We start from the raw sequence: 20023 nt of genomic DNA, 5'->3' as shown, positions 1-20023 counted from the left end.
GCTAATACACCCATACTTCAACCCGGCGATTTTTCAGGCGGCCTTCATCTTCCGTGTTGGTCGCCACGGGCATTTGGGCGCCGTAGCCGCGAATCTCACGCAGCACCACGCCGTTTTTCGCCAGCTCGCGCCGCACCGTCATGGCCCTTAGCTTTGACAACAGTTCAGCGCGCTCGGGGTTGTCCTTGGCATCGCCAAAACCCACCAGCGTTACCTGTTTGTTGAGTTTTTGGTGTGCCTTTAAATAGTCGACCACACGCAGCAAGTCTTGACGGGCCTTGTTGTCCAGCGAGGCGCTGCCTTCTTCGAAGCGAAAATTGACTGACAAACGTTGCGCCTGTTTCGTCAGTGCTTGGTATTGCTGAGGCATGTGTGCGCTGGCAACCACTGAGCTGGCCTGGATGCTCTGCGCAACAAAGCCATTTTGCGCAACGATGGCCTGGCCTTGGGGGCTTTGGGTGAAGTTGATCAGCGCTTTGGCCAATGGATTTTGGCTGCTAGGCGGCAGGTAAAAAAACAGTCGCCGGGACAACGGATAGTCCTCGCTGGCAATCAGGCTATTAAGGGGCAGCATTGGCTGCGAGGCGCCATCAATAATGGCCACGGCCTTGGCTTGGCGAATATAAGGCAGGCCAATAAAACCTATGGCCTGTGGGTCGTGGCTGACGGCATCAGACAATTGCTCGCTGGACTCAAAGCGTTGCGCGTTGGCGCTTAGCGGTTGCCCGTTGCGACTCAGTACCAGTTCTTTGAAGGTTTCCCAGGTGCCGGATTGGTCATCGCGGGCATATAAATGGATAGGCCCGCCGATGCCGCCGAGCATTTCCCAGGTATTGATTTGGCCACTGAACACTTTGGCCAGTTGCTCAGTATTGAGCTGATTCAACGGGTTGTTTGGGTGCAGGATGATTGCCAGCCCGTCGATAGCAATGACATGTTCGGCACTGGGGCTTTTCAGATCGCCCAAGGCTTCCAGCTCAACCAGCTCGCGATCTTTGATAGGGCGCGATGACGCCACCACATCGGCTTGCCCTGCTTTAAGTGCGCTGAAACCCGTGCCTGAACCGTGGGCCGCCACATCAATGCGAATGCGTTGACCTTGGGCGTTGGTGCCAATCAGCGTGTGTTCGTTGGGAGGCGTGGCCGGGACACTGTGAATGGTGTGCAAGCCTTGTTCTGCCATCATGGCGGCCACCAGCGCCGGGCCCAGATTGGCGCCGATGGTGTTTGAACCTTGAATGCGCAAATCGGCAACAGGCCCGGCGATGGCCAGACCTGTCAGTGCGCAGCAGATAATTAATGACATAAAACGCAACATTTACGGGCACCTTCCTGGGGCCATAGAAATGCCAGCAATTTAAGTCAGAAAGGTTTCAAACCAATGACACTGCTCGTGGGAGCTGGCGAGCCACGAAGGCTGCGATCTTTAGGGTTAACAGATCGCCAGCGCCCACAAAGAGACAGCAGAGTTAGCTCAGTTCCAGCCAGATTGGCGCATGGTCAGACGGTTTTTCCATTGCGCGCAGGTCGTAATCGACACCCGCGTCCTTGATTCGCGGCACCAAGCCTTGAGAGGTCATGATCACGTCGATGCGCAGGCCGCGTTTGGGCTCGTCTTCAAAGCCTCGGCTGCGGTAGTCGAACCAGCTGAAACGATCGGTGACGTCCGGGTTCAGGTAACGGAAGCTGTCGACCAGCCCCCAACCCTTGAGGCGCTCCATCCATTCACGCTCTTCAGGCAAGAAGCTGCATTTACCGGTACGCAGCCAGCGCTTGGCGTTGTCGGGGCCGATGCCGATGTCGCAGTCTTGCGGGGAGATGTTGATATCGCCCATCACCACCAGCGGCTGATCATTGCTGAACTGGCTTTCGAGCAACTGTTGCAGGTCGTTGTAAAAGCGCTGCTTGGCCGGGAACTTGGTGGGGTGGTCGCGGCTTTCACCCTGAGGGAAGTAACCATTCATGATGGTCACTGGCTGGCCGTTTTCGTCCGCGAAGGTGCCCCAGATAAACCGACGTTGCGCGTCTTCTTCATCGGTGGCGAAGCCCTTGTGGATGTGTAATGGCGCTTGGCGCGAGAGCAGGGCAACACCGTAATGGCCTTTTTGCCCGTGAAAATGCACGTGATAGCCCAGTGCTTCGATCTCAGCAAACGGGAACTGCTCATCGCTGACTTTGGTTTCTTGCAGACCGATGACGTCAGGCTGATGTTTTTCGATCAGCGCTGCCAGCTGATGGGGCCGAGCGCGAAGGCCATTGATGTTGAATGAAACGATTTTCATGGGCGGGCAGTCCTGAGCAAAACTGCGATGCTAGCGGACTGACGCCTCAGCGGCCAGCGTGCAGTCATGCAAATGCACTGCTAACGTAGGTTCACGAGCCATGATTGAACTGTTGGGGTATTCGGGGGTTCGTACTCACAAGAAGCGCTGCCATCCAAGCCGCGCCAAGGAGATTGATTGCTATGACGCAAACGTTGAACGCTGCAGGCCAGGTCCAATTGCTTGATGGTGGTTACTCGCGTGAGGCCCGTTCGTTGCTGTATCACGCTTATCGCCATGAGCCGACTTTTCGCTTCATGTTTGACGCCGACCGCAGTGGTTACGAGCAACGGGTGCGCGCCACCGTGCGTGAGCTGGTTAAGCAGCACTTTCGTCAGGATCGACCCGCGTTAGGGTTGCTGGTGAATGATCGATTGGTGGGCATTGCCCTGATCGCGCCCCCAGTGCGTCGGCTGGACATCACCGAAAGTTGGGCATGGCAGTTGCGCATGATATTGAGCACCGGTTTGCGTTGTACGCGGCGTTATTTGGACTACCACCAAGCAGTGCTGGCGTGTGTGCCGGGCGATGCCGTACACATGCTGCCGCTGTTGGGCATTCACCCAGAGTTTCAGGGCCAGCACTATGGCGAGCAACTGCTCGAAGCCGTGCATAACTGGTGCGCCGAAGATGTGAACTCCGAAGGCGTGGTACTCGACACCGGCAACCCCCGTTACTTGGAGTTCTACAAAAAACAGGGGTATGTCGAAATTGGCGAAGTGGCAGTGGGGCCGGTACGTGAGCACGTTTTCTTCCATGCCAACCCGCAGGTGTTACATACCGCAACGGCTTGAGGGCGAACTTCTGGCTGATGATGCGCTCTATGACCTCCCTTGCCCGTGATAGCATCCGCGCCTATGAAGTTTCCAGGAAGATTTACCAGTGGTGTGCTCTTGCTGCTCAGCAGTTTTGCCGCGGTTGCGCAAAGCGAGTTAGTGGTCAAGGTCAAGCCCGCGAATAACGCCCTCAAGGCCAATGTGGAAGGCTATATAGGCAGCCTCGGTGATCGTGACGAAGAAGCCTTGTTACGCTTCGAACGTGGCGCTCAAGAGCAAGCCTTGAAAGCCTCTCAGGCGCTGGGTTACTACCAACCGAAGATTGAAAGCGAAGTCAAACCCGGCGACCCGCCACGGTTGGTGTTGAGCATTGATCCCGGCGAGCCGGTGCGTCTGCGCAACGTGACGGTGCGGGTTGAAGGGCCGGCGGCTTCGCTCAAGATGTTTCAAATCCCCACCAGTGACGACCTCAAACCCGGCGCAGTGCTCAATCAAGGCAGCTACGAAGACGCCAAGCGTCTGATCCAGAACCGCGCCCTGCGCTATGGTTTTTTTAACGGCAAGTTCATCAAGCACCAATTATTGGTCGACCCCAAAGGCGGCTTTGCTGACATCAATCTGGTGTACGACAGCGGCCCGCGTTTTCAGTTAGGCGCAGTTAAATTCGCCGGGGATACCCCGTTCGATGAAACCTTGCTGCAACGCTTGGTGCCATTTACTCCCGGCACGCCCTATGACTCGGAGTTGGTGGCCGAACTCAACCAAAACCTGCAATCAAGCGGCTATTTTGAAACCGTGAGCGTGGATGCCGCGCCGAGCACTGCGGTAGGCCAGTTGATTCCAGTGGACGTTGATTTGCATACGCGTAAACCGCGCACCATGACGTTGGGTTTGGGCTATTCAACCGACACCGGCCCGCGTGGCAAGGCCAGTTGGATCCGTCATTGGGATAACCCGCGTGGCGACAGCTACGGTTTTGAGTCGGAAATCTCCCAACCCAAACAAAACGTCGGCGCTTGGTACGACATCCCGCTGGATCCGCCGCTGACGGACAAACTGCGTTTTGCGGCCGGTTATCAATATGAAGACATCGCCAATACCGACGCCTTGAGCAAATTGCTGACAATTGGCCCGGAATGGCACAGCAAACTGGATAACGGCTGGACGCGAGTCATCTCGCTCAGGTGGCAGCGTGAAGAGTACCGGCTGGGCGATGACTCAGGTCTGAGCACCTTGCTGATGCCCGGTATCAGCTACTCAGTGCTGCGCAGCGATAACCGCATTGACCCCTCCCACGGTTACAGCGTGGCGCTGGACGCTCAAGTGGCCAAAGAAGGGCTGATGTCAGACACCAACTTGTTGCACGGCAACGCACAATTTAAAGCCCTGACCACACTGTGGGAAAAACACCGTTTTCTGGGTCGCATTCAATTCGGCGGCAGTGCCACCAATGGCTATAAATCTGTTCCGCCGTCGTTGCGCTTTTTTGCGGGTGGCGACCAAAGCGTGCGCGGTTATGACTACCAGAGCCTGTCACCGAAAAATTCGGACGGTGACCGTATCGGCGGGCGCTACATGGTGGCAGGCAGCGTTGAGTATCAATATCAATTCGCTGAAAAGTGGCGCTGGGCAACCTTTGTCGATACAGGCAATGCGTTTAATACGCTGGACTTCCCGAGCCTGAAAACCGGGGTCGGCATGGGTATTCGCTGGATCTCACCCGTGGGGCCCATTCGCCTGGATCTGGCCCATGCGCTGGATGACGATGGCGGCATTCGTTTGCACTTTTCCATGGGGCCTGAGCTGTGATGCGTGGTGTGAAAATAGCGGGCTTGATGGTGTTGGCTCTGGTGTTGTTGGTGATTGTCAGTGTGGGTGTGATTCTCGGCACGCAAGCGGGTAGCCGTTGGGTGCTGGGCCACGTGCCAGGCTTGCAGATAGACAACTTTGCCGGCCGCCTGGGCGGGCAGTGGAGCGCCGATCATCTGCTGTGGGAGCAGGGCACCAGCCGCGTAGAAGTCTACAGGCCCATTTTTGCCTGGTCGCCGGGTTGCCTGATGCGCATGACCTTGTGCATCGACCAACTGCAAGCCGATCAACTCAGCTTGCAGTTCCCGCCCAGTGATGACAGCAGCAGCGGGCCCATCAGCCTGCCGGATCTCAAACTGCCGCTGGCGATTGAAGTCGGTGTGATCAAAGTGGGCAACGTAGCGTTCAACGGCATCGAGCAGCTCAAGGGCATGCAGATGGCGGCGCAATGGACAAACAAAGGTTTGCAAATCGACTCGGTGCATGTCGAGCGTGAAGACTTGAGCGTGGAGCTGTCTGGTTTATTGCAGCCCAATGGCAATTGGCCGCTGACCTTGCAAGGCACTATCAATTTGCCGGCGCCTGATAAAAAACCGTGGGCGCTGGCGCTCAAGGTTGAAGGCGACTTGCTTAAAACATTGAACCTCACGGCGCGCAGTAGCGGCTACCTCGAAGCCGATATCAAGGGCGCCCTTGAGCCGCTGGCAGAGAATCTGCCAGCTCACTTGAACATCACGTCACAGCAGTTCAAGGCCAGCCCCGATCTGCCCGATACTTTGCAGCTCAATCAAGTGGTGTTGAGCGCCAAAGGCGACTTGAAAGACGGCTATCAATTGAACGGCAACGCCAGTTTGCCGGCTGAAAAAGGCCCGGTGAGTTTATTGTTGCAAGGGCGTGTGGATGCCAATGGTGCGCAAATCTCAGCGCTAGACCTGACCTTCAGCCCCGAGCAGCGCTTGAAGCTGACAGGCAAGGTGGATTGGCGCACGGGTTTGACGGCTGAAGCCAAAATCGACTGGTTGCAATTCCCGTGGCACAACCTGTACCCGGTGATCGCCAAACCTGACGTTGACGTGCGCAGGTTCAAGGGCGAAGTCTCTTACACCGACGGCAATTATCTGGGTAACTTTAGCGCCGACCTTGATGGCCCGGCGGGCGCATTCAGCCTCAGCAGCCCGTTCAGTGGTGACTTGGGCAAGATATTTTTGCCTGAACTGGAGTTAGTTGCAGGGCAGGGCAAAGCCAAAGGCTACGCCAAGGTGCAGTTTGCCGAGGGTGTCGCTTGGGACACGGCGCTGGACTTGAGCGCGATCAACCCCGCGTATTGGGTGGCCGAACTGCCGGGCACCCTTGCTGGCCCATTGCGTAGCAAGGGCTCGTTCAAAAATGAGCGACTTGAGCTAGACGCCAACCTTGACCTTAAAGGCCGCTTGCGCGGCTTGCCCGCTCTGCTTCAAGCCAAGGCGGTGGGTGCAGGCGATGCCTGGACAGTCAGCGCGCTAGACATTCGCTTAGGCGACAACCGCATCAACGGCACGGGTAGCTTGCAGCAGCAACTCAAGGCGCAGCTCGATCTGAATTTGCCGCGGCTGGGCCAACTGTGGCCGCAACTGCGCGGTCAGCTCAAGGGCCGCGTCGACATGGCTGGCACGCTCAAGGCCCCACAAGGCAACGTGACGCTGCAAGGCCATCAACTGGCCTTCGCGGACAACCACCTGCAAACCCTCACGCTGGACGCCACGCTGGATAAAACCCAGCGCGGTCGTCTGGCGCTCAAAGGCAGCGGGATTCAAACCGGCGACACTCAGTTGGGCGTACTGACGGTCAACGGCAGTGGCGATATCAAACGTCAGCAACTGCAATTAGCCCTGCAAGGGCCGACCTTGCACCTGGGCTTGGCGCTGGAGGGTGGTCAGGATAAAGACAACTGGCGTGGGCGCCTGCTCAGTGGTGATGTTCAGGCCGGTGGACAAAATTGGACCCTGCAAACCCCGGCACGACTTGAGCGCCTTGCCGATGGCCGGGTAAACCTTGGCGCGCAATGCTGGGTATCGGGGCAGGCCAGCTTGTGCAGTGAAGATCAGCGTTTGGTGCCAGACCCCAAGCTGCGCTTTCACCTCAAGCAATTCCCTCTCGACAGTTTGGCGCAATGGTTCCCCAAAGACTTTCAATGGCAGGGCCTGCTCAATGCTGACCTGCTGCTGGATTTGCCTGCCAGCGGCCCTAAAGGCCAAGTGGTGGTTGACGCCAGCGGCGGCACTTTGCGTATCAAGGACAAAGGCCAATGGCTGGACTTCCCGTACCAGACATTCAAATTGACCAGCAACCTGACGCCCAGCCGAGTCGATACGCGGTTTGAGTTCGATGGGGGCAGGCTCGGTCAACTCATGCTGAACGCACGCATCAACCCTTTGCCGAAAAGCAAACCCGTCACGGGTGAGTTCCGTCTCTCGGGGCTAGACGTGTCGGTGATTCGTCCCTTTGTGCCGATGGTTGAGAAACTCACGGGCCAGCTCAATGGCTCTGGCTCGATTTCGGGAGGGTTATTGGCGCCTCGAATCAACGGTAATGTGGCGCTGTCCGGGGGGGAGATCTCTGGGCCGCAACTGCCGACCAGCTTCCAGAACTTGCAACTGAACGCCACGATTGTTGGCGAAACAGCTCAGCTCAATGGCGGCTGGACCAGTGGCAAGCAAGGTCAGGGCAGCATTAGCGGCAATCTGGCCTGGGGCCAGACGATGGCGGTGAATGTGGTGCTCAAGGGCAATCACCTGCCTGTTGTTGTCGAGCCTTACGCCAAACTGGATGTGGCGCCAAACCTGACAATTTCCCTTAAGCCGGACAACACCCTAATGATCGCCGGTACGGTCAATGTGCCCAAAGGCGAAATTACGGTTCGTGAGTTGCCGCCCTCTACGGTCAAGGTTTCGGATGACACGGTGATCGTTGGGCAAACAGTTGAGGCGGGTGACGCATCGCCGCCAATGGCGATTGACATGGACATTAACGTGGTCGTTGGGCAAGAGCTGCTGACGTTCTCGGGGTTTGGTCTGAATGCGGATTTGGCGGGGCAGGTTCATATTGGCAACAACATGGACACCCGTGGCGAGCTGCGGTTGAACAATGGCCGTTACCGCGCCTACGGCCAGCGGCTGACCATACGACGGGCGCGCTTATTGTTTGCCGGGCCGATTGACCAGCCGTATCTGGATATTGAAGCGGTGCGTCAGACCGACGACATCATCGCCGGTATTCGCCTGACCGGCAGCGCTGAACAGCCGACCACGCAAATCTTCTCGGAGCCGGGCATGAGCCAGGAGCAGGCGTTGTCTTACCTGATTTTGGGGCGCCCACTGAGCGGGACGGGCGACGATGACAACCTGCTGGCGCAGGCCGCATTGGGGCTGGGGTTAATGGGCAGTTCGGGCATCACGACCAGCTTGGCGAATCATTTGGGGCTCAAGAACTTTGAGCTGGACACCCAAGGCAGCGGCACCAGCACCGAAGTGGTCGCCAGCGGCCAGATCAATGAACGTTTGAGCGTACGCTACGGGGTCGGGGTGTTTGAACCGGCCAACACCATTGCGTTGCGTTACAAACTGAGCAAGCGGGTGTATGTCGAAGTGGCCAGTGGGTTTGCCAGTTCGTTGGATGTTTTCTACAAACGGGACTTTTAAGGGGCTGGATCGCGCCAACGCCGCATGGGCCGACGTTGGCGCACATCATGGCGTCAGCGGCGGTGATTGCCGTGGCCATTGTCGAACGAGCGATGATCATTGTGCCCGCCACGATCACTTCTCCCTCTATCGCCGTGGTCCGGGTGCAAAATGCATCCGCTCATGGCCAAGGTGAGCAACAGGGGTACTAGCAGGGTGATTCTACGAAACATGTGTCAGTCCTTGTGGTTAGAACCGATGCCAGCTTAAAAGCTGGCCCGGCTGTAAGATGAGACCTCGTTTGTTTCAATTCATCTCCACAAGCCGCACATATTTGTTAAATTTCAGGCTTTCGTTTTTAGCCTTAATTCAGGAACCGGTAATGACCTCTTCGCAGCGCTTGAAATACTCGATTTTGATCTCACTGGTAGTGCTTGGGATCATGTTTGGTCTTTCGTACATGCAAAACGCCGGCATGATCAGCGAAAAAATGTTCCAGTACATCGCCATCGGCGTTGCCGTGATTGTGGTCGTGATCAATGGCGTTATGCGCCGCAAGACCAAAATTTAAGCGTCGATTTTGCCGATCAGTACCGCTTCAGCCTGTGGATGCAGGCTGTAGCTTTTATCGCTGTTGAGTATCACCACGCCCTCGCTGCACAAGCGCTTGAGCACCTCGCGCACACTCAAAAACGACAAGGGAATATCCAGCGCCTGCAAGTGGCTGTGCATGCCGCGCACCCCGAGTCGACGATTGTTGCCTGCCGCTGTTAACAGCGCGTCGATGACCTTAAGTCGCACCAGACTGGTGCGCAGCCCAAAACACTTGAGCAAGTGACGAATGCGTTCATTACCTTGTAATTGCACGTGTGCCCCCAGTAGCCCCACATCGGGCTGAAAAACCTGATCGCACTGCTGATGGCTACCGTCCGCTGGTATTTGCTGGTTGTGCATGCAAAAAACTCCTTTTCAGAGCCTGATCAGATAAAGAAAAAAGTGCTCTTAGTTAACTAGACGAATGAGCGAGCAAAATCATGAACATTTGAATGTAGAAATTTTGTCGTGATGGCACCGAAATTATGTGCCGGCCCCGAGGGTACTGGGCTTAGAGCCCCGATTAAATTTTTTTCACCGGCTTCGTCTTTAGTGCAGGCATTGGCCGGGCGGTGGGTTTTAACTGATTGCGCTGTCGGGCTTTTCGAATTGATAAAGCAGGAGTCCGCGTGATTATTTCCAGGCCATTAAGCAAAGCAGGGGTGGTTGGGTTGTGTTTGGGCCTCAGTGTGTCGGCCTTGGCCCAAGCGCCTGCTCATCAGGCAACGGCAGACATTCGTCGCACCACGTTTGGCGTCCCGCACATTCTTGCTGAAGACGAACGCGGTCTGGGTTACGGCATCGGCTATGCCTATGCGCAAGACAACCTGTGCCTGTTGGCCAATGAAGTGCTGACAGTCAATGGCGATCGCTCGCAGCATTTTGGTGCTCAGGCGCTGACGCTTGAGCAACGGGACAACCTGTCCAGTGATCTGTTTTTCAAGTGGCTCAACACACCACAAGCCGTACTCGGCTTTTGGCAGGCGCAAACCCCCGAAGTACAACAACTGATCGAAGGCTATGTGGCGGGTTTTAACCGTCAACTGAGCGAGCGCACCGCGCTGCCAGCGCAATGCAATGACTCGTGGGTTCGACCGATAACGGCTCTGGATCTGGTCAAACTGACTCGTCGGCTGCTGGTCGAAGGCGGCGTGGGCCAATTTGCCGAAGCGCTCGTGGCAGCGACCCCACCGCAAGCCTCGGCTCAGCTCCAGTCAGGTACTACCAGCTTTCAAATGGCCGCCGAGCGCATGCAGCGTTTTGCCCTGGATCGAGGCAGTAACGCAGTGGCGATTGGCAGCGAGCATTCACAAACGGGGCAGGCCATGTTGCTTGCCAATCCGCATTTTCCGTGGGTGGGCGGCATGCGTTTCTATGAGATGCAGTTGACCATTCCCGGCAAGCTCAATGTGATGGGCGCAGCGTTGCCGGGTTTGCCGATGATCAACATCGGTTTCAATCAGCACATGGCCTGGACCCACACGGTCGATACGTCCAAGCACTTCACCTTGTACCGGCTTGAACTGGACCCAAAGGACGCCACGCGTTACTTGCTCGATGGTCAGTCGCGGCCCCTGGAGCAACAGCAGGTTACCGTCAACGTGAAGCAGGCCGATGGCCGTATTGAGCCCGTTTCCAGGGTGATCTACAGCTCGGTGTTCGGCCCGATTGTGCAATGGCCGGGCAAGCTGGACTGGAATGATCATGTGGCGTTCAGCCTGCGTGATGCCAATCTGGGTAACGATCGTGTGCTACGCCAGTGGTACGCGATGAATCAGGCCAGCAGCCTTGATGCGTTGCAATCAACAGTCAGCACTATTCAGGGCATCCCGTGGGTCAACACGCTGGCCGTGGATGACAAAGGGCAGGCGCTGTACATGAACGTGTCGGTGGTGCCCTATGTGGATGCGGCCAAACTGGCGGCCTGCAGCGACCCGCGTGCCGGGCTTGAGATGGTTCTGCTCGATGGCAGTCGCAGCGCCTGTGGTTGGACCGAAGACCCACGTGCTGCGCAAAAAGGTATTTACCCGGCGAGCAAACTGCCGCAACTGCGTCGCAACGATTATGTGCAGCACTCCAATGACTCCGCCTGGATGGCCAACCCGAACGCGCCATTGACGGGCTATTCGCCGGTGATCAGCCAGCAAGGGCAGCCTTTGGGGCCGCGCGCGCGTTTTTCCCTGCAACGCCTGAGTCAACCGGGCAAAATCAGCGTGTCTGATTTGCAAGGCATGGTGATGGACAATCGGGTGTTTTTGGCAGGGCAAGTCATGCCAGATTTGCTAACCCTGTGTGCGGGTGAGCAAGATGCAGCGCTCACGTCAGTCTGTGCCAGTCTCAGTGCGTGGGACCAGCATGCCAATCTGGAGAGCGGCATTGGGCTGGTGCATTTCCAACACATCATGGAGCACCTGCTTGAGGTGGCCGATGAGTGGCGTGTGCCCTTTAATCCGGCAGACCCGCAACACACGCCGAGGGGGCTGAATCTGGATCAGCCCGCCGTTGTACAAGCAGTGCGCCAAGCGATGCTGGCTTCGGCAACTCGTGTGGCACAGGCCGGATTGAGCCCGAACGCGACGTGGGGGCAGATTCAGGTCGCCAGCAGCGGTGATCAACAAACACCCATTCACGGTGGGCCAGCCACACTTGGGGTGTACAACGCGATGCAGAGCGTACCGGGCGAAGGCGGCAAGCACGAAGTGGTGAGTGGCACCAGCTACCTGCAAACCGTGACTTTTGGTGAGGATGGTCCGCAGGCGCAAGGCTTGCTGGCGTTTTCGATCTCCAGTGACCCGGCTTCGGCGCACTCGCGGGATCAGACCCTAGCCTTCTCAAACAAACAGTGGCAAACACTGCCGTTCACGGAGGCGCAGATCAAGGCAGATCCGGCCTATCAGTCAGTGCAGATACGAGAGCGCTTGAAGTAAAAACAGCCTGATATAGAGGCCCAGCTCGCGATTCAAGCACCTCGGCATGTCAGGCATGCCGAGGTGGGGCTAGCACGGCGGGTTTAACTGCGGGGCAAGGAATTGATGACCGGTTTACCCTGTTGATTCACATTGAAATACACCGGCAGAACCTTGGGCAGGGACGCTACTAATTTGTTTATTTCTGTGGTGTTGAACACGCCACCAATGCGCAACTTGCCCGTTGCGTTGTCGGCCAGCGACAGCGGGGTACTCAGGTAACGGTTGATCAAGGGCAGGGCATCGGTCAGCGACAAATCATCCAAAATCAACTTGCCATTACGCCAGGCCAAATCAGGCGCATTAGCGTAAGTCTGGCTGATTTGCGGGGCGTAATCGCCTGCTCTGTAACGCGCTTGCATGCCCGGCTCCAGGCGCAGGCCGTCTGAGCTCAGCGCCTTGTTGCTGGTGACCAGCACGGAGCCTTCAAGCAGGGTGACGCGTACCTGATCTTCGTACATCCACACGTTGAACTGCGTGCCTGTTACGCGAATGCGCCCATCAGCGGCCTGAACAACAAAGGGATGGGTGGCATCGTGGCTCACCTTGAAAAACGCTTCGCCCTTGTTCAGGGTGATGCGCCGCTGGTCTTTGTAGTTGCTGAACGTCAGTGCGGTGCCCAGATTAAGCTCAACCTGAGTGCCATCGGGCAGCGTCACATTCTTGGTGTGAGTGCTGGCTTCAAGGCGTTCATAGGCGTTAGGCACCCATCCCAACTGCCAGCCGCTATAAGCCGCTGCGGGAAGTGCAAGAAAGGTGATAGCAGCGGCCATGCCAAAACGCTGCCAGCGATTGCGGCGTGCCACTTGAGGCAGCTTAATCACTTGCGCACTTTGTGGCGCGGGGGGTGGCAGGTGCTCGGAGACGTCCCATATGTCCTGCATCGCTTCATATTCAAATGCGTGCAGTGGGTCGGCGTTTAGCCACACAGCGAAGGCTTCACGCTCCCGGTCAGTGCAATCGGGTTCGTGCAAACGCATGCACCACTGAGCGGCTGCTTCAGTAATGGCATCGTATTGGGCTTCAGTGAGGCGTGTTTCGCTCATTTGCTCTCCTTGGTGTTGCGCATTCTAACCCCGTGTTGGCGCTAACGAGAACATGAGCTATGTCAAAAGCATGTCATTTCCACATCATGGCTGTTTTTTTATCTGCTACGGTTACTGCGGCAAGCAAGTCCCCGACGCAACATCAATTAATGGAGTTATGACAATGTTGAAGAAAACCTTTGCTGCTGCAATGACTGCTGCTGTTTTGTTGAGCTCCGGCGCTGCGATGGCCCAGCCTGTTGATCCGAACTGGGCGTTCTCCAAAGAGGCTGTTGAAGTCCTTAAGACTAAAAATGGTTACATCACGATTAAGAAACTTGAGCTGGAAAACCCGGCTACTGGCATCTGGAAAGCCGAAGGTGTGAAAAAGATTGATGGTGTCGAAGTCGAAGTCGAAACGACACTGGATTCAACCGGCAAGGTGATTTCTGAGAAGAAAGACTGATTCTAGACACCTGCTGCTCACAAAAAAGCCTCCGTTAAGGAGGCTTTTTTTGTGCAAATTGTTCGGGTGTTAACCGTTGGAACAACCATTACCCATCACGCGGTACTCAAGGATATGACGCTGACCTTGATGGTCTTCATAAATCATTTGCGCTGGCACAACTTCGCATACATCGGCAGAGGGCGTAACACTAATAACATTGGCAATGTCCAGGTCAGTGGCATAAGTGTACTGTTCTACAGCAGGTTGTTGTGCAACTTGAAGTTCGTCAGCCGCGGCCAGTGTCGAAAAACCAATCAATGCTAAAGCGATCAAACGTTTCATTATTCAGACCTTAAAACAATCACGAATCACTGACTTCAATTGCCGAGTGGGCGGGAGAAGTTGTTACGCGGGTGAGTCAGGTGGCGTAACACGAAGTACCGTGCCCTGTTTCAATGTTGCGTCGAGGGATGAACATAGAATACGCGTTTGGAACAGTGATTAAAGTCAAAAGAAAGACAATAAGTGTTGTCAAATTGGTAATAATGCGCCGCTTTTTTAAAGCCATAAAAAACCCCCTCAAACGAGGGGGTTTGGGGTCGCATCCGTGCGTGCAACCATTGTGATTAGTGCGTGCTGCAGCCGTCGCCCATTACTTGGTACTCAACGGTGTGACGCTGACCTTGATGGTCTTCGTAGGTCATTTGCGCGGGCACTACTTTACAGACCTTGGGGATGTTAGACATGCTAATCACTTTGGCAATGTCCAAGGTTGACCCGTACGTGTAGTTTTCAACGGTGGGCGTCTGTGATGTTGATGTTTCGTTGGCCAGTGCAACAGTTGCAAAGCCGGCAAGAAATAACGCAATTAAGTTTTTCATGGTGTGGCCTTTAAAGTAATCAAGAGTTAAAACTGACTGACTTCATTTGCCGATGGGCGGGAAGAAGTTACGGCGCCCTTGAATACATAATGGGGCCGTGCGAAGTACCGCGTTGTGACAATTAACCTTTAAGACATGGTGCTAAGTTTACGCCGATTATTAAAAGTAAAAAGCCCTAATGGCAAAATGCTCTATTACTGGATGGGTAACAATGTGGTGATGACTGAGGGGATTTCAAGTGCCGAAAACCGCTGCCTTGCTGGCATACTGGCGCCACCGATTCAGGAGCCCGTTATCCCAATGAATGCCCCAACCCCTCTAAGCGCCTACCAGCAGGCGATCGAGCAGCAAGGTTTTGTCCATGACCCGGCGCAATGGCGGGCAATTCAGGCGTTGCAACGTTGCCACGAGGCGTTGCATAACGGTACTCAATCGGTCGACGGCGTCTATTTATGGGGCCCTGTGGGGCGTGGCAAAACCTGGCTGATGGATCAGTTTTACCAAAACGTAAGGGTGCCAGCCCGGCGTCAGCATTTTCATCACTTCATGCAGTGGGTACATCAACGCCTGTTTCAACTGATCGGCACGCCAGATCCGCTGAAGGCCCTGGCTCAGGGTTTGGCCAAAGAAGTGCGAGTGCTGTGCTTCGATGAGTTGTTCGTCAATGACATTGGTGACGCAATTATTCTGGGGCGTTTGTTTGAAGTGATGTTCGAGGAAGGCGTGGTGTTGGTCTGCACTTCCAACCAGCCGCCGGAGCAACTCTATGGCCACGGATTTAACCGCGACCGTTTTGCCCCGGCAATCACCGCCATTCTCAAACACATGGACATCGTGTCAGTAAACGGCGTCGAGGATCATCGCTTGCACCCCGGCATTGCGCATCAGCGTTACTGGGTGACGCAGGAGGGTCAGCCCGGTGTGATGGGGCACATATTCACGCAGCTCACGCAAGACCAGCAGGTGTCTGACAACCCGGTCAGCCTTGGGCATCGAGGGCTGAATGTGATTCAGGCCAGTGAGGCCGTGCTTTGGTGCAACTTCCACGAACTGTGCGAACAGCCATTGGCCGCCACCGAGTTTATGGAGCTATGTGATCGCTTTAAGGTGATTTTGTTGAGTGATGTGCCTTGCCTGAGTGCCGAGCAACGTGAAGGCAAAATTGCCCGCGGCACTGAAGACGGCGCTGTCAAGGTTGAGGCGGGGGATCGTGAATTGCCGCAGCTGTCCAAATACGACGACAGCGTGCGGCGTTTTATTGCGTTAATCGACGAATGTTACGACCGCAAAGTCCCTGTGTGTGTCGAAGCCCAGGTGCCGATGGATCAGCTCTACACGCAAGGGTATTTAGAATTTGCCTTTCGCCGCACCCTGAGCCGTTTGCAAGAAATGCAGTTGCAACGTTTCGGGCTCCATTAACGCTGCGGCCATGGCTCAGGCAGCTCTATCAATCCCACTCAGGCGCCACACTCTGGGGGTTGGTCAGGCGATGGCCGCGATCTAAAACGGCAATTTGCGCCATGTCTTCATCGGTCAGCTTGAGTGCGCAGGCCTTGAGGTTGCTCTCAAGGTTGGCGCGCCGGGTTGACGACGGAATCACCGAATAACCCAACTGCATTGCCCACGCCAGCGTGACTTGTGCGGCGGTCGCGTTATGCCGTGCGGCGATGGCGTTGATCACCGGATCCTTCAGCACTTCGCCGTAGGCCAGTGTCATGTATGACGTAATATGGATGCCTTGGCTGTGTGCGAACTCCACCACTTTACGGTTCTGCAAGTACGGGTGAAGTTCGATCTGGTTTGTGGCGATGTTCTCAGCGCCTACAGCCGCAATGGCTTGTTTCATCAGCTCAATGGTGAAGTTGGAGACGCCAATGTGCTTGGTCAGGCCATGCTGCTTGGCCTCCAGCAACGCGTGCATAAACTCGGCGACGGGCACTTCGTTGTTGGGCGATGGCCAGTGAATCAGCGTCAAGTCCAAGTGGTCGGTGCGCAGCTTTTTCAGGCTGTCTTTGAGGCTTGGGATCAATGCGTCTTTGGCGAAGTGGCTGACCCAAATCTTGCTGGTAATAAACAGCTCATCGCGGGCCACACCACTGTCGGCAATGGCTTGACCAACATCGGCTTCATTCTCGTAAATTTGCGCGGTATCGACCGCACGATAGCCCAGAGCCAGAGCGTTTTTGACTGAATCAATAACAACTTGGCCCTTGAGGCGAAATGTACCGAGGCCAAATGCAGGGACTGTCATGGATAACTCCTTTGAGGGCGTAAGAATGAGGCTGAGTATCTACGCCTTGCCCGATGGGAAAAACCGCCATCCAAGCAAAGCAGTCTTGACTCCAGATCATGAATCACTGATCCCGTAGCGCAGGCAGAGTTCCTGGGCTGAATGAGTGCGCAGTGGGCTAAATTTCGTCGTTGAACAAACGTTCTAGCTTGGATAACGCCTGCATTCAGGCTGGGACAGGTAGGGCAATGACGATTTCTCGACGATGGTTTATCGCCGGTTTGGCAATCACTGGCGCAGCGGCGCCAGCGGCATATTTTGGGCATCGTGAATTGACACGGGTCGATGAGCCGGTCACGCCCGGCGAGGCCACAGTCGATCTGGCTGACACGGCGGGGCAACAGTTGGCCAATCAACTGCGCGGGCTGTGGACTATTCGTTTCGGTGGAGCTGATGCGGGGCTTGAGGGCTTGCCTGCCGATGATCTGGAGCTGTGGCTGGATGTTGCGCCGCGAGGCCGTGGTGTGCGCGGCTACCTCGACACGGCGCAGGCACTGCACGGGTCGCAGACTCCGCGTTATCGGATTTTGGGCGATCTGGTTGCGCCAGATCCCAAGCGAATGCACTGGCGTTTGACGCGGGCAGATTCGCTTAACGCTCTGCCCGACTATGAGTTCAGTTTTAGCCTCGATGAAGTCTGGGGCATGTACGGCAACGCGGGCAGCGGCACCTTGAGTGGGCGAGTGCAACGTCTGGATCGGGCCTTGTCGCTGCCCGAACAAGACAACCACTTTGTGGCGCTCAAGCGCACCTTCCCGGAGGCCCGCGAGCGTATAGGCCTCAACCCAACCTTGTTGGCGTGGCTGGTGTCGCCCGAACATCGCTTGTTTCACCAGCTTTGGCATGCCTCGCGTGATACGTGGCACGAGCTGTCCCAAGAAAAACGCAACGCCCTGCGAGGCATTGGCTGGCAGCCGGGGCAGCGCGACAAGGAGCGTGATGCTCGCGGCCCGCGCAAAGATCGTAACGGCTCGGGCGTGGATTTTTTCTTTATGCACCGGCACATGCTGCGCACTGCGCGTTCGATGCAGCACTTGCCTTCATGGCCTGCCTTCCCAATGCCCCAGCCCGAGCTTGAGCGCGACCGTGCGGGCTTTGCTCGCTACTTCGATAACCACGATGGCAGCGCTTTGCCACCCACTTGGTTGGCGGAAGGGGATGACTTTTACACTCAGTGGCTCAGTGATATCAAACAGCCTGAAACCTATCACAGCAATTTTGAGGTGTGGGAGTCGCGCTACCGCGACCCGCGTTATTTATCGACCCTGACGCTGGGCCAGTTCGGTTCCGAAGTTGAGTTGGGCTTGCACGACTGGCTGCACATGCGCTGGGCCTCAGTGCCGCGTGATCCCTCCAATGGCGCCCCGGTGCCTATGGCCCGTGATCCGGCAGATTTTGCTGCCCGTTGGTATGTGGCGCAAAACGACTTTTTGGGTGACCCGTTTTCATCCCACGTGAACCCGGTGTTCTGGAGCTTTCACGGCTGGATCGATGATCGTCTTGAAGATTGGTTTAAAGCCCACGAACGCTTCCACCCCGGTGAGCTTGCCCGGCAGGACGTCAATGGCGTGCCGTGGTTTGCGCCGGGGCGTTGGGTTGAAGTGGATGACCCTTGGTTGGGGCCGATCACTCACGGGTGCAGCACCACCCCGGGCTTGGCCGCTGGTAAAACGGTGGAGATGGACCCTGAGACCATGAAGCTGGCGTTGCGCATTACCTTTGGTGACGAAAAGAGTATTGCTAGCCTGTTTCGCCGCATACCGCGTCGCCCGTGGTATGCGCGGCACCTGTCGATCAAGCCTTAAACCGGTGTTCACCTCGTAGGCGCGAGCTTGCTCGCGCTCTTATAGGCGAGGTAGTTAGAGGGGTTGCCAACCCCCGCCCAGTGCTTTGTAGAGGGCGATACTGGCTTGTAAGCGCGCCAAGCGCAGTTGCACGTTTTGGTCTTGCGCTTGATACAGCGTGCGCTGGGTTTGCAATACCGTCAGCAGCACTTCAGCCCCAGCGGAGTAGCGGCTCTGGGCTATGTCGAATGCTTGCTGGGCTTGTTTGAGTTCTTCGTCTTGCCATTGGCGTTGTTGATCCAGCCCGCTGATGCTGTTTAGGGCTTTTTCAACGTCCGCAAACGCGCTGATGATGCTCGCACGATAGGTTTGCAGGAGTTCTTGCTGGCGGGCTGTGGCTTTGTCCCGCTCGGCGCTGAGGCGACCGTTGTTAAAGATGGGGGCGGCCAGCCCGGCTGTCAGGTTGTAAAACGGGCTGCGCAGTATATCGCCCAAACGGTCTGCCCCCGAGCCCAGGGTTGCACCTAACGTCAGGCTGGGCAGCATTGCTGCACGGGCCACGGTGATATCGGCTTGAGCGGCGGCTAGTTTGGCTTCAGCGCTGGCAATGTCTGGGCGACGGCTCAGCAGTTCGCTGGGCAGCCCACTGCCGATGCTGGGCCAATGCAGTTGGGCAAAAGACGTGCTTCCCAGCGCGAGGTGTTGCACCGGTTGGCCGAGCAGCACGGCGAGGGTGATGCGTGCCTCTTGCGCCTGTTGTGCCACCAACGGCAATTGCCGCTGCTGACCGGCAACCAGGCTTTTTTGCTGGGCCAGTTCGAGTGCTGTGGCAGAGCCTGCGTCATAGCGGGTTTGTACCACCTGCAATACACGTTGTGCGTTGGCCAGATTAAGCCGGGCAATACGCAGTTGCTCGTCGAAGGCCAGGGTTTGTACGTAACCAGCGGCGACGCCGCTGAGCAGGGTCAGCTCAACCGTTGCCTGGTCAAACTCGCTGGCTTTGAGTGCTTGTAGTGCGCTGTCACGGGCCGCGGCTTTGCCTCCCCAGAAGTCCACTTCGTAGCTGGCGGTCAGGTTGGTATCAAAGAAGTCCACCGCCTTGTTGTCGTCGCTGGCGTCCAACTGGCTGTAGCCTTTGCCGCGCAGCAGTTTTTCGCGATTGCCGCTGCCGCCAAACTTCACTTCGGGCAGTAAAGGTGCCCCGGCAATCACGGCGCTAGCCTGCGCTTGTTGCACGCGAGCCACCGCAGCGGCCAAGTCATAACTGCCAGCCCGGGCCTGAGCAATCAAACGATTGAGTTCGGGGCTGGCGAAGTGTGTCCACCATTGTGTGTTGCCCTGTTGTTTGGCCAATGAGTGAGGCGATTGCCAAGCAGAGGGTGGCACAACAGCTGAGTCAGGACGGGGTTGGGACTGACTGCACGCGCCCAGCAGCAGGCACGCCGTCAGCAAGCTCAAAGACGGCTTCATCAA

General features: G+C 56.5%; 17 protein-coding genes. 8 read left to right on the top strand and 9 right to left on the bottom strand.

The features are described from left to right. Position 1: 1 nt before the first annotated feature. Complete coding sequence (locus tag ACZRJQ_RS11845) at positions 2-1318, bottom strand: substrate-binding domain-containing protein (protein WP_463978546.1); 1317 nt, start codon at positions 1316-1318, stop codon at positions 2-4. A 151-nt stretch (positions 1319-1469) separates the two neighbouring features. Then, positions 1470-2282 carry an exodeoxyribonuclease III gene (xthA, locus tag ACZRJQ_RS11840; protein WP_463978545.1) on the bottom strand — a complete coding sequence of 271 codons (813 nt, stop codon included), beginning with the start codon at positions 2280-2282 and terminating at the stop codon, positions 1470-1472. Between the two features lie 182 nt (positions 2283-2464). On the opposite strand from xthA, the gene ACZRJQ_RS11835 reads away from it, so the two are divergent. From ACZRJQ_RS11835 to ACZRJQ_RS11825, 3 genes are all read left to right on the top strand, one after another. After that, a complete protein-coding gene (locus ACZRJQ_RS11835) occupies positions 2465-3115 on the top strand; it encodes a GNAT family N-acetyltransferase (RefSeq protein ID WP_463978544.1) in 651 nt (216 codons plus the stop codon). A 63-nt stretch (positions 3116-3178) separates the two neighbouring features. Continuing rightward, positions 3179-4906, top strand: a complete 1728-nt coding sequence (locus tag ACZRJQ_RS11830) for an autotransporter assembly complex protein TamA (protein WP_463978543.1) — start codon at positions 3179-3181, stop codon at positions 4904-4906. Further along, entirely contained in the window at positions 4903-8583 is a 3681-nt protein-coding gene (locus ACZRJQ_RS11825) for a translocation/assembly module TamB domain-containing protein (RefSeq protein WP_463978542.1), read from the top strand. The genes ACZRJQ_RS11830 and ACZRJQ_RS11825 overlap by 4 nt, the downstream gene beginning before the upstream one ends. A gap of 53 nt (positions 8584-8636) precedes the next feature. Here the strand turns inward: ACZRJQ_RS11825 and ACZRJQ_RS11820 are convergent, their stop codons facing one another. Then, entirely contained in the window at positions 8637-8795 is a 159-nt protein-coding gene (locus tag ACZRJQ_RS11820; RefSeq protein WP_463978541.1) for a hypothetical protein, read from the bottom strand. A 149-nt stretch (positions 8796-8944) separates the two neighbouring features. Here ACZRJQ_RS11820 and ACZRJQ_RS11815 point away from each other — a divergent pair, with 149 nt between their 5' ends. Continuing rightward, positions 8945-9133, top strand: coding sequence for a hypothetical protein (locus tag ACZRJQ_RS11815; protein WP_463978540.1), 189 nt, complete (start codon positions 8945-8947; stop codon positions 9131-9133). On the opposite strand, the gene ACZRJQ_RS11810 is transcribed toward ACZRJQ_RS11815, so the two are convergent. Further along, positions 9130-9516 carry a fe2+ zn2+ uptake regulation protein gene (locus ACZRJQ_RS11810; RefSeq protein ID WP_463978539.1) on the bottom strand — a complete coding sequence of 129 codons (387 nt, stop codon included), beginning with the start codon at positions 9514-9516 and terminating at the stop codon, positions 9130-9132. The two genes, ACZRJQ_RS11815 and ACZRJQ_RS11810, sit on opposite strands and share 4 nt — an antisense overlap. A 269-nt stretch (positions 9517-9785) precedes the next feature. On the opposite strand from ACZRJQ_RS11810, the gene pvdQ reads away from it, so the two are divergent. Continuing rightward, positions 9786-12083 carry a bifunctional acylase PvdQ gene (gene pvdQ / locus ACZRJQ_RS11805; protein WP_463978538.1) on the top strand — a complete coding sequence of 766 codons (2298 nt, stop codon included), beginning with the start codon at positions 9786-9788 and terminating at the stop codon, positions 12081-12083. 83 nt (positions 12084-12166) lie between these two features. On the opposite strand, the gene ACZRJQ_RS11800 is transcribed toward pvdQ, so the two are convergent. Next, positions 12167-13168, bottom strand: coding sequence for a FecR family protein (locus ACZRJQ_RS11800; RefSeq protein WP_463978537.1), 1002 nt, complete (start codon positions 13166-13168; stop codon positions 12167-12169). Between the two features lie 163 nt (positions 13169-13331). Between ACZRJQ_RS11800 and ACZRJQ_RS11795 the strand changes: the two genes are divergently transcribed. Then, a complete protein-coding gene (locus ACZRJQ_RS11795; protein ID WP_463978536.1) occupies positions 13332-13613 on the top strand; it encodes a PepSY domain-containing protein in 282 nt (93 codons plus the stop codon). A gap of 69 nt (positions 13614-13682) precedes the next feature. Here ACZRJQ_RS11795 and ACZRJQ_RS11790 read toward each other — a convergent pair whose 3' ends face one another. Together ACZRJQ_RS11790 and ACZRJQ_RS11785 are read right to left on the bottom strand one after the other, a co-directional pair. Then, entirely contained in the window at positions 13683-13937 is a 255-nt protein-coding gene (locus ACZRJQ_RS11790; protein ID WP_463978535.1) for a DUF2790 domain-containing protein, read from the bottom strand. A gap of 284 nt (positions 13938-14221) precedes the next feature. After that, positions 14222-14476, bottom strand: a complete 255-nt coding sequence (locus ACZRJQ_RS11785) for a DUF2790 domain-containing protein (protein WP_463978534.1) — start codon at positions 14474-14476, stop codon at positions 14222-14224. 300 nt (positions 14477-14776) lie between these two features. On the opposite strand from ACZRJQ_RS11785, the gene zapE reads away from it, so the two are divergent. Beyond that, positions 14777-15895 carry a cell division protein ZapE gene (gene zapE / locus ACZRJQ_RS11780; RefSeq protein ID WP_463978533.1) on the top strand — a complete coding sequence of 373 codons (1119 nt, stop codon included), beginning with the start codon at positions 14777-14779 and terminating at the stop codon, positions 15893-15895. A 28-nt stretch (positions 15896-15923) separates the two neighbouring features. Here zapE and dkgB read toward each other — a convergent pair whose 3' ends face one another. Continuing rightward, a complete protein-coding gene (dkgB, locus tag ACZRJQ_RS11775; protein WP_463978532.1) occupies positions 15924-16727 on the bottom strand; it encodes a 2,5-didehydrogluconate reductase DkgB in 804 nt (267 codons plus the stop codon). Positions 16728-16954: 227 nt separating this feature from the next. On the opposite strand from dkgB, the gene pvdP reads away from it, so the two are divergent. Continuing rightward, on the top strand, positions 16955-18571 hold the full coding sequence (gene pvdP, locus ACZRJQ_RS11770; protein WP_463978531.1) for a pyoverdine maturation tyrosinase PvdP: 1617 nt from the start codon (positions 16955-16957) through the stop codon (positions 18569-18571). A 54-nt stretch (positions 18572-18625) separates the two neighbouring features. Here pvdP and ACZRJQ_RS11765 read toward each other — a convergent pair whose 3' ends face one another. Then, positions 18626-20020, bottom strand: a complete 1395-nt coding sequence (locus tag ACZRJQ_RS11765; protein ID WP_463978530.1) for an efflux transporter outer membrane subunit — start codon at positions 20018-20020, stop codon at positions 18626-18628. Between the last annotated feature and the right edge of the window lie 3 nt (positions 20021-20023).

The sequence above is a fragment of the Pseudomonas sp. E315 genome, assembly GCF_055406205.1.
Note: the sequence above shows the minus strand (reverse complement) of the source record. Positions and strands in the feature narration are given on the sequence as shown.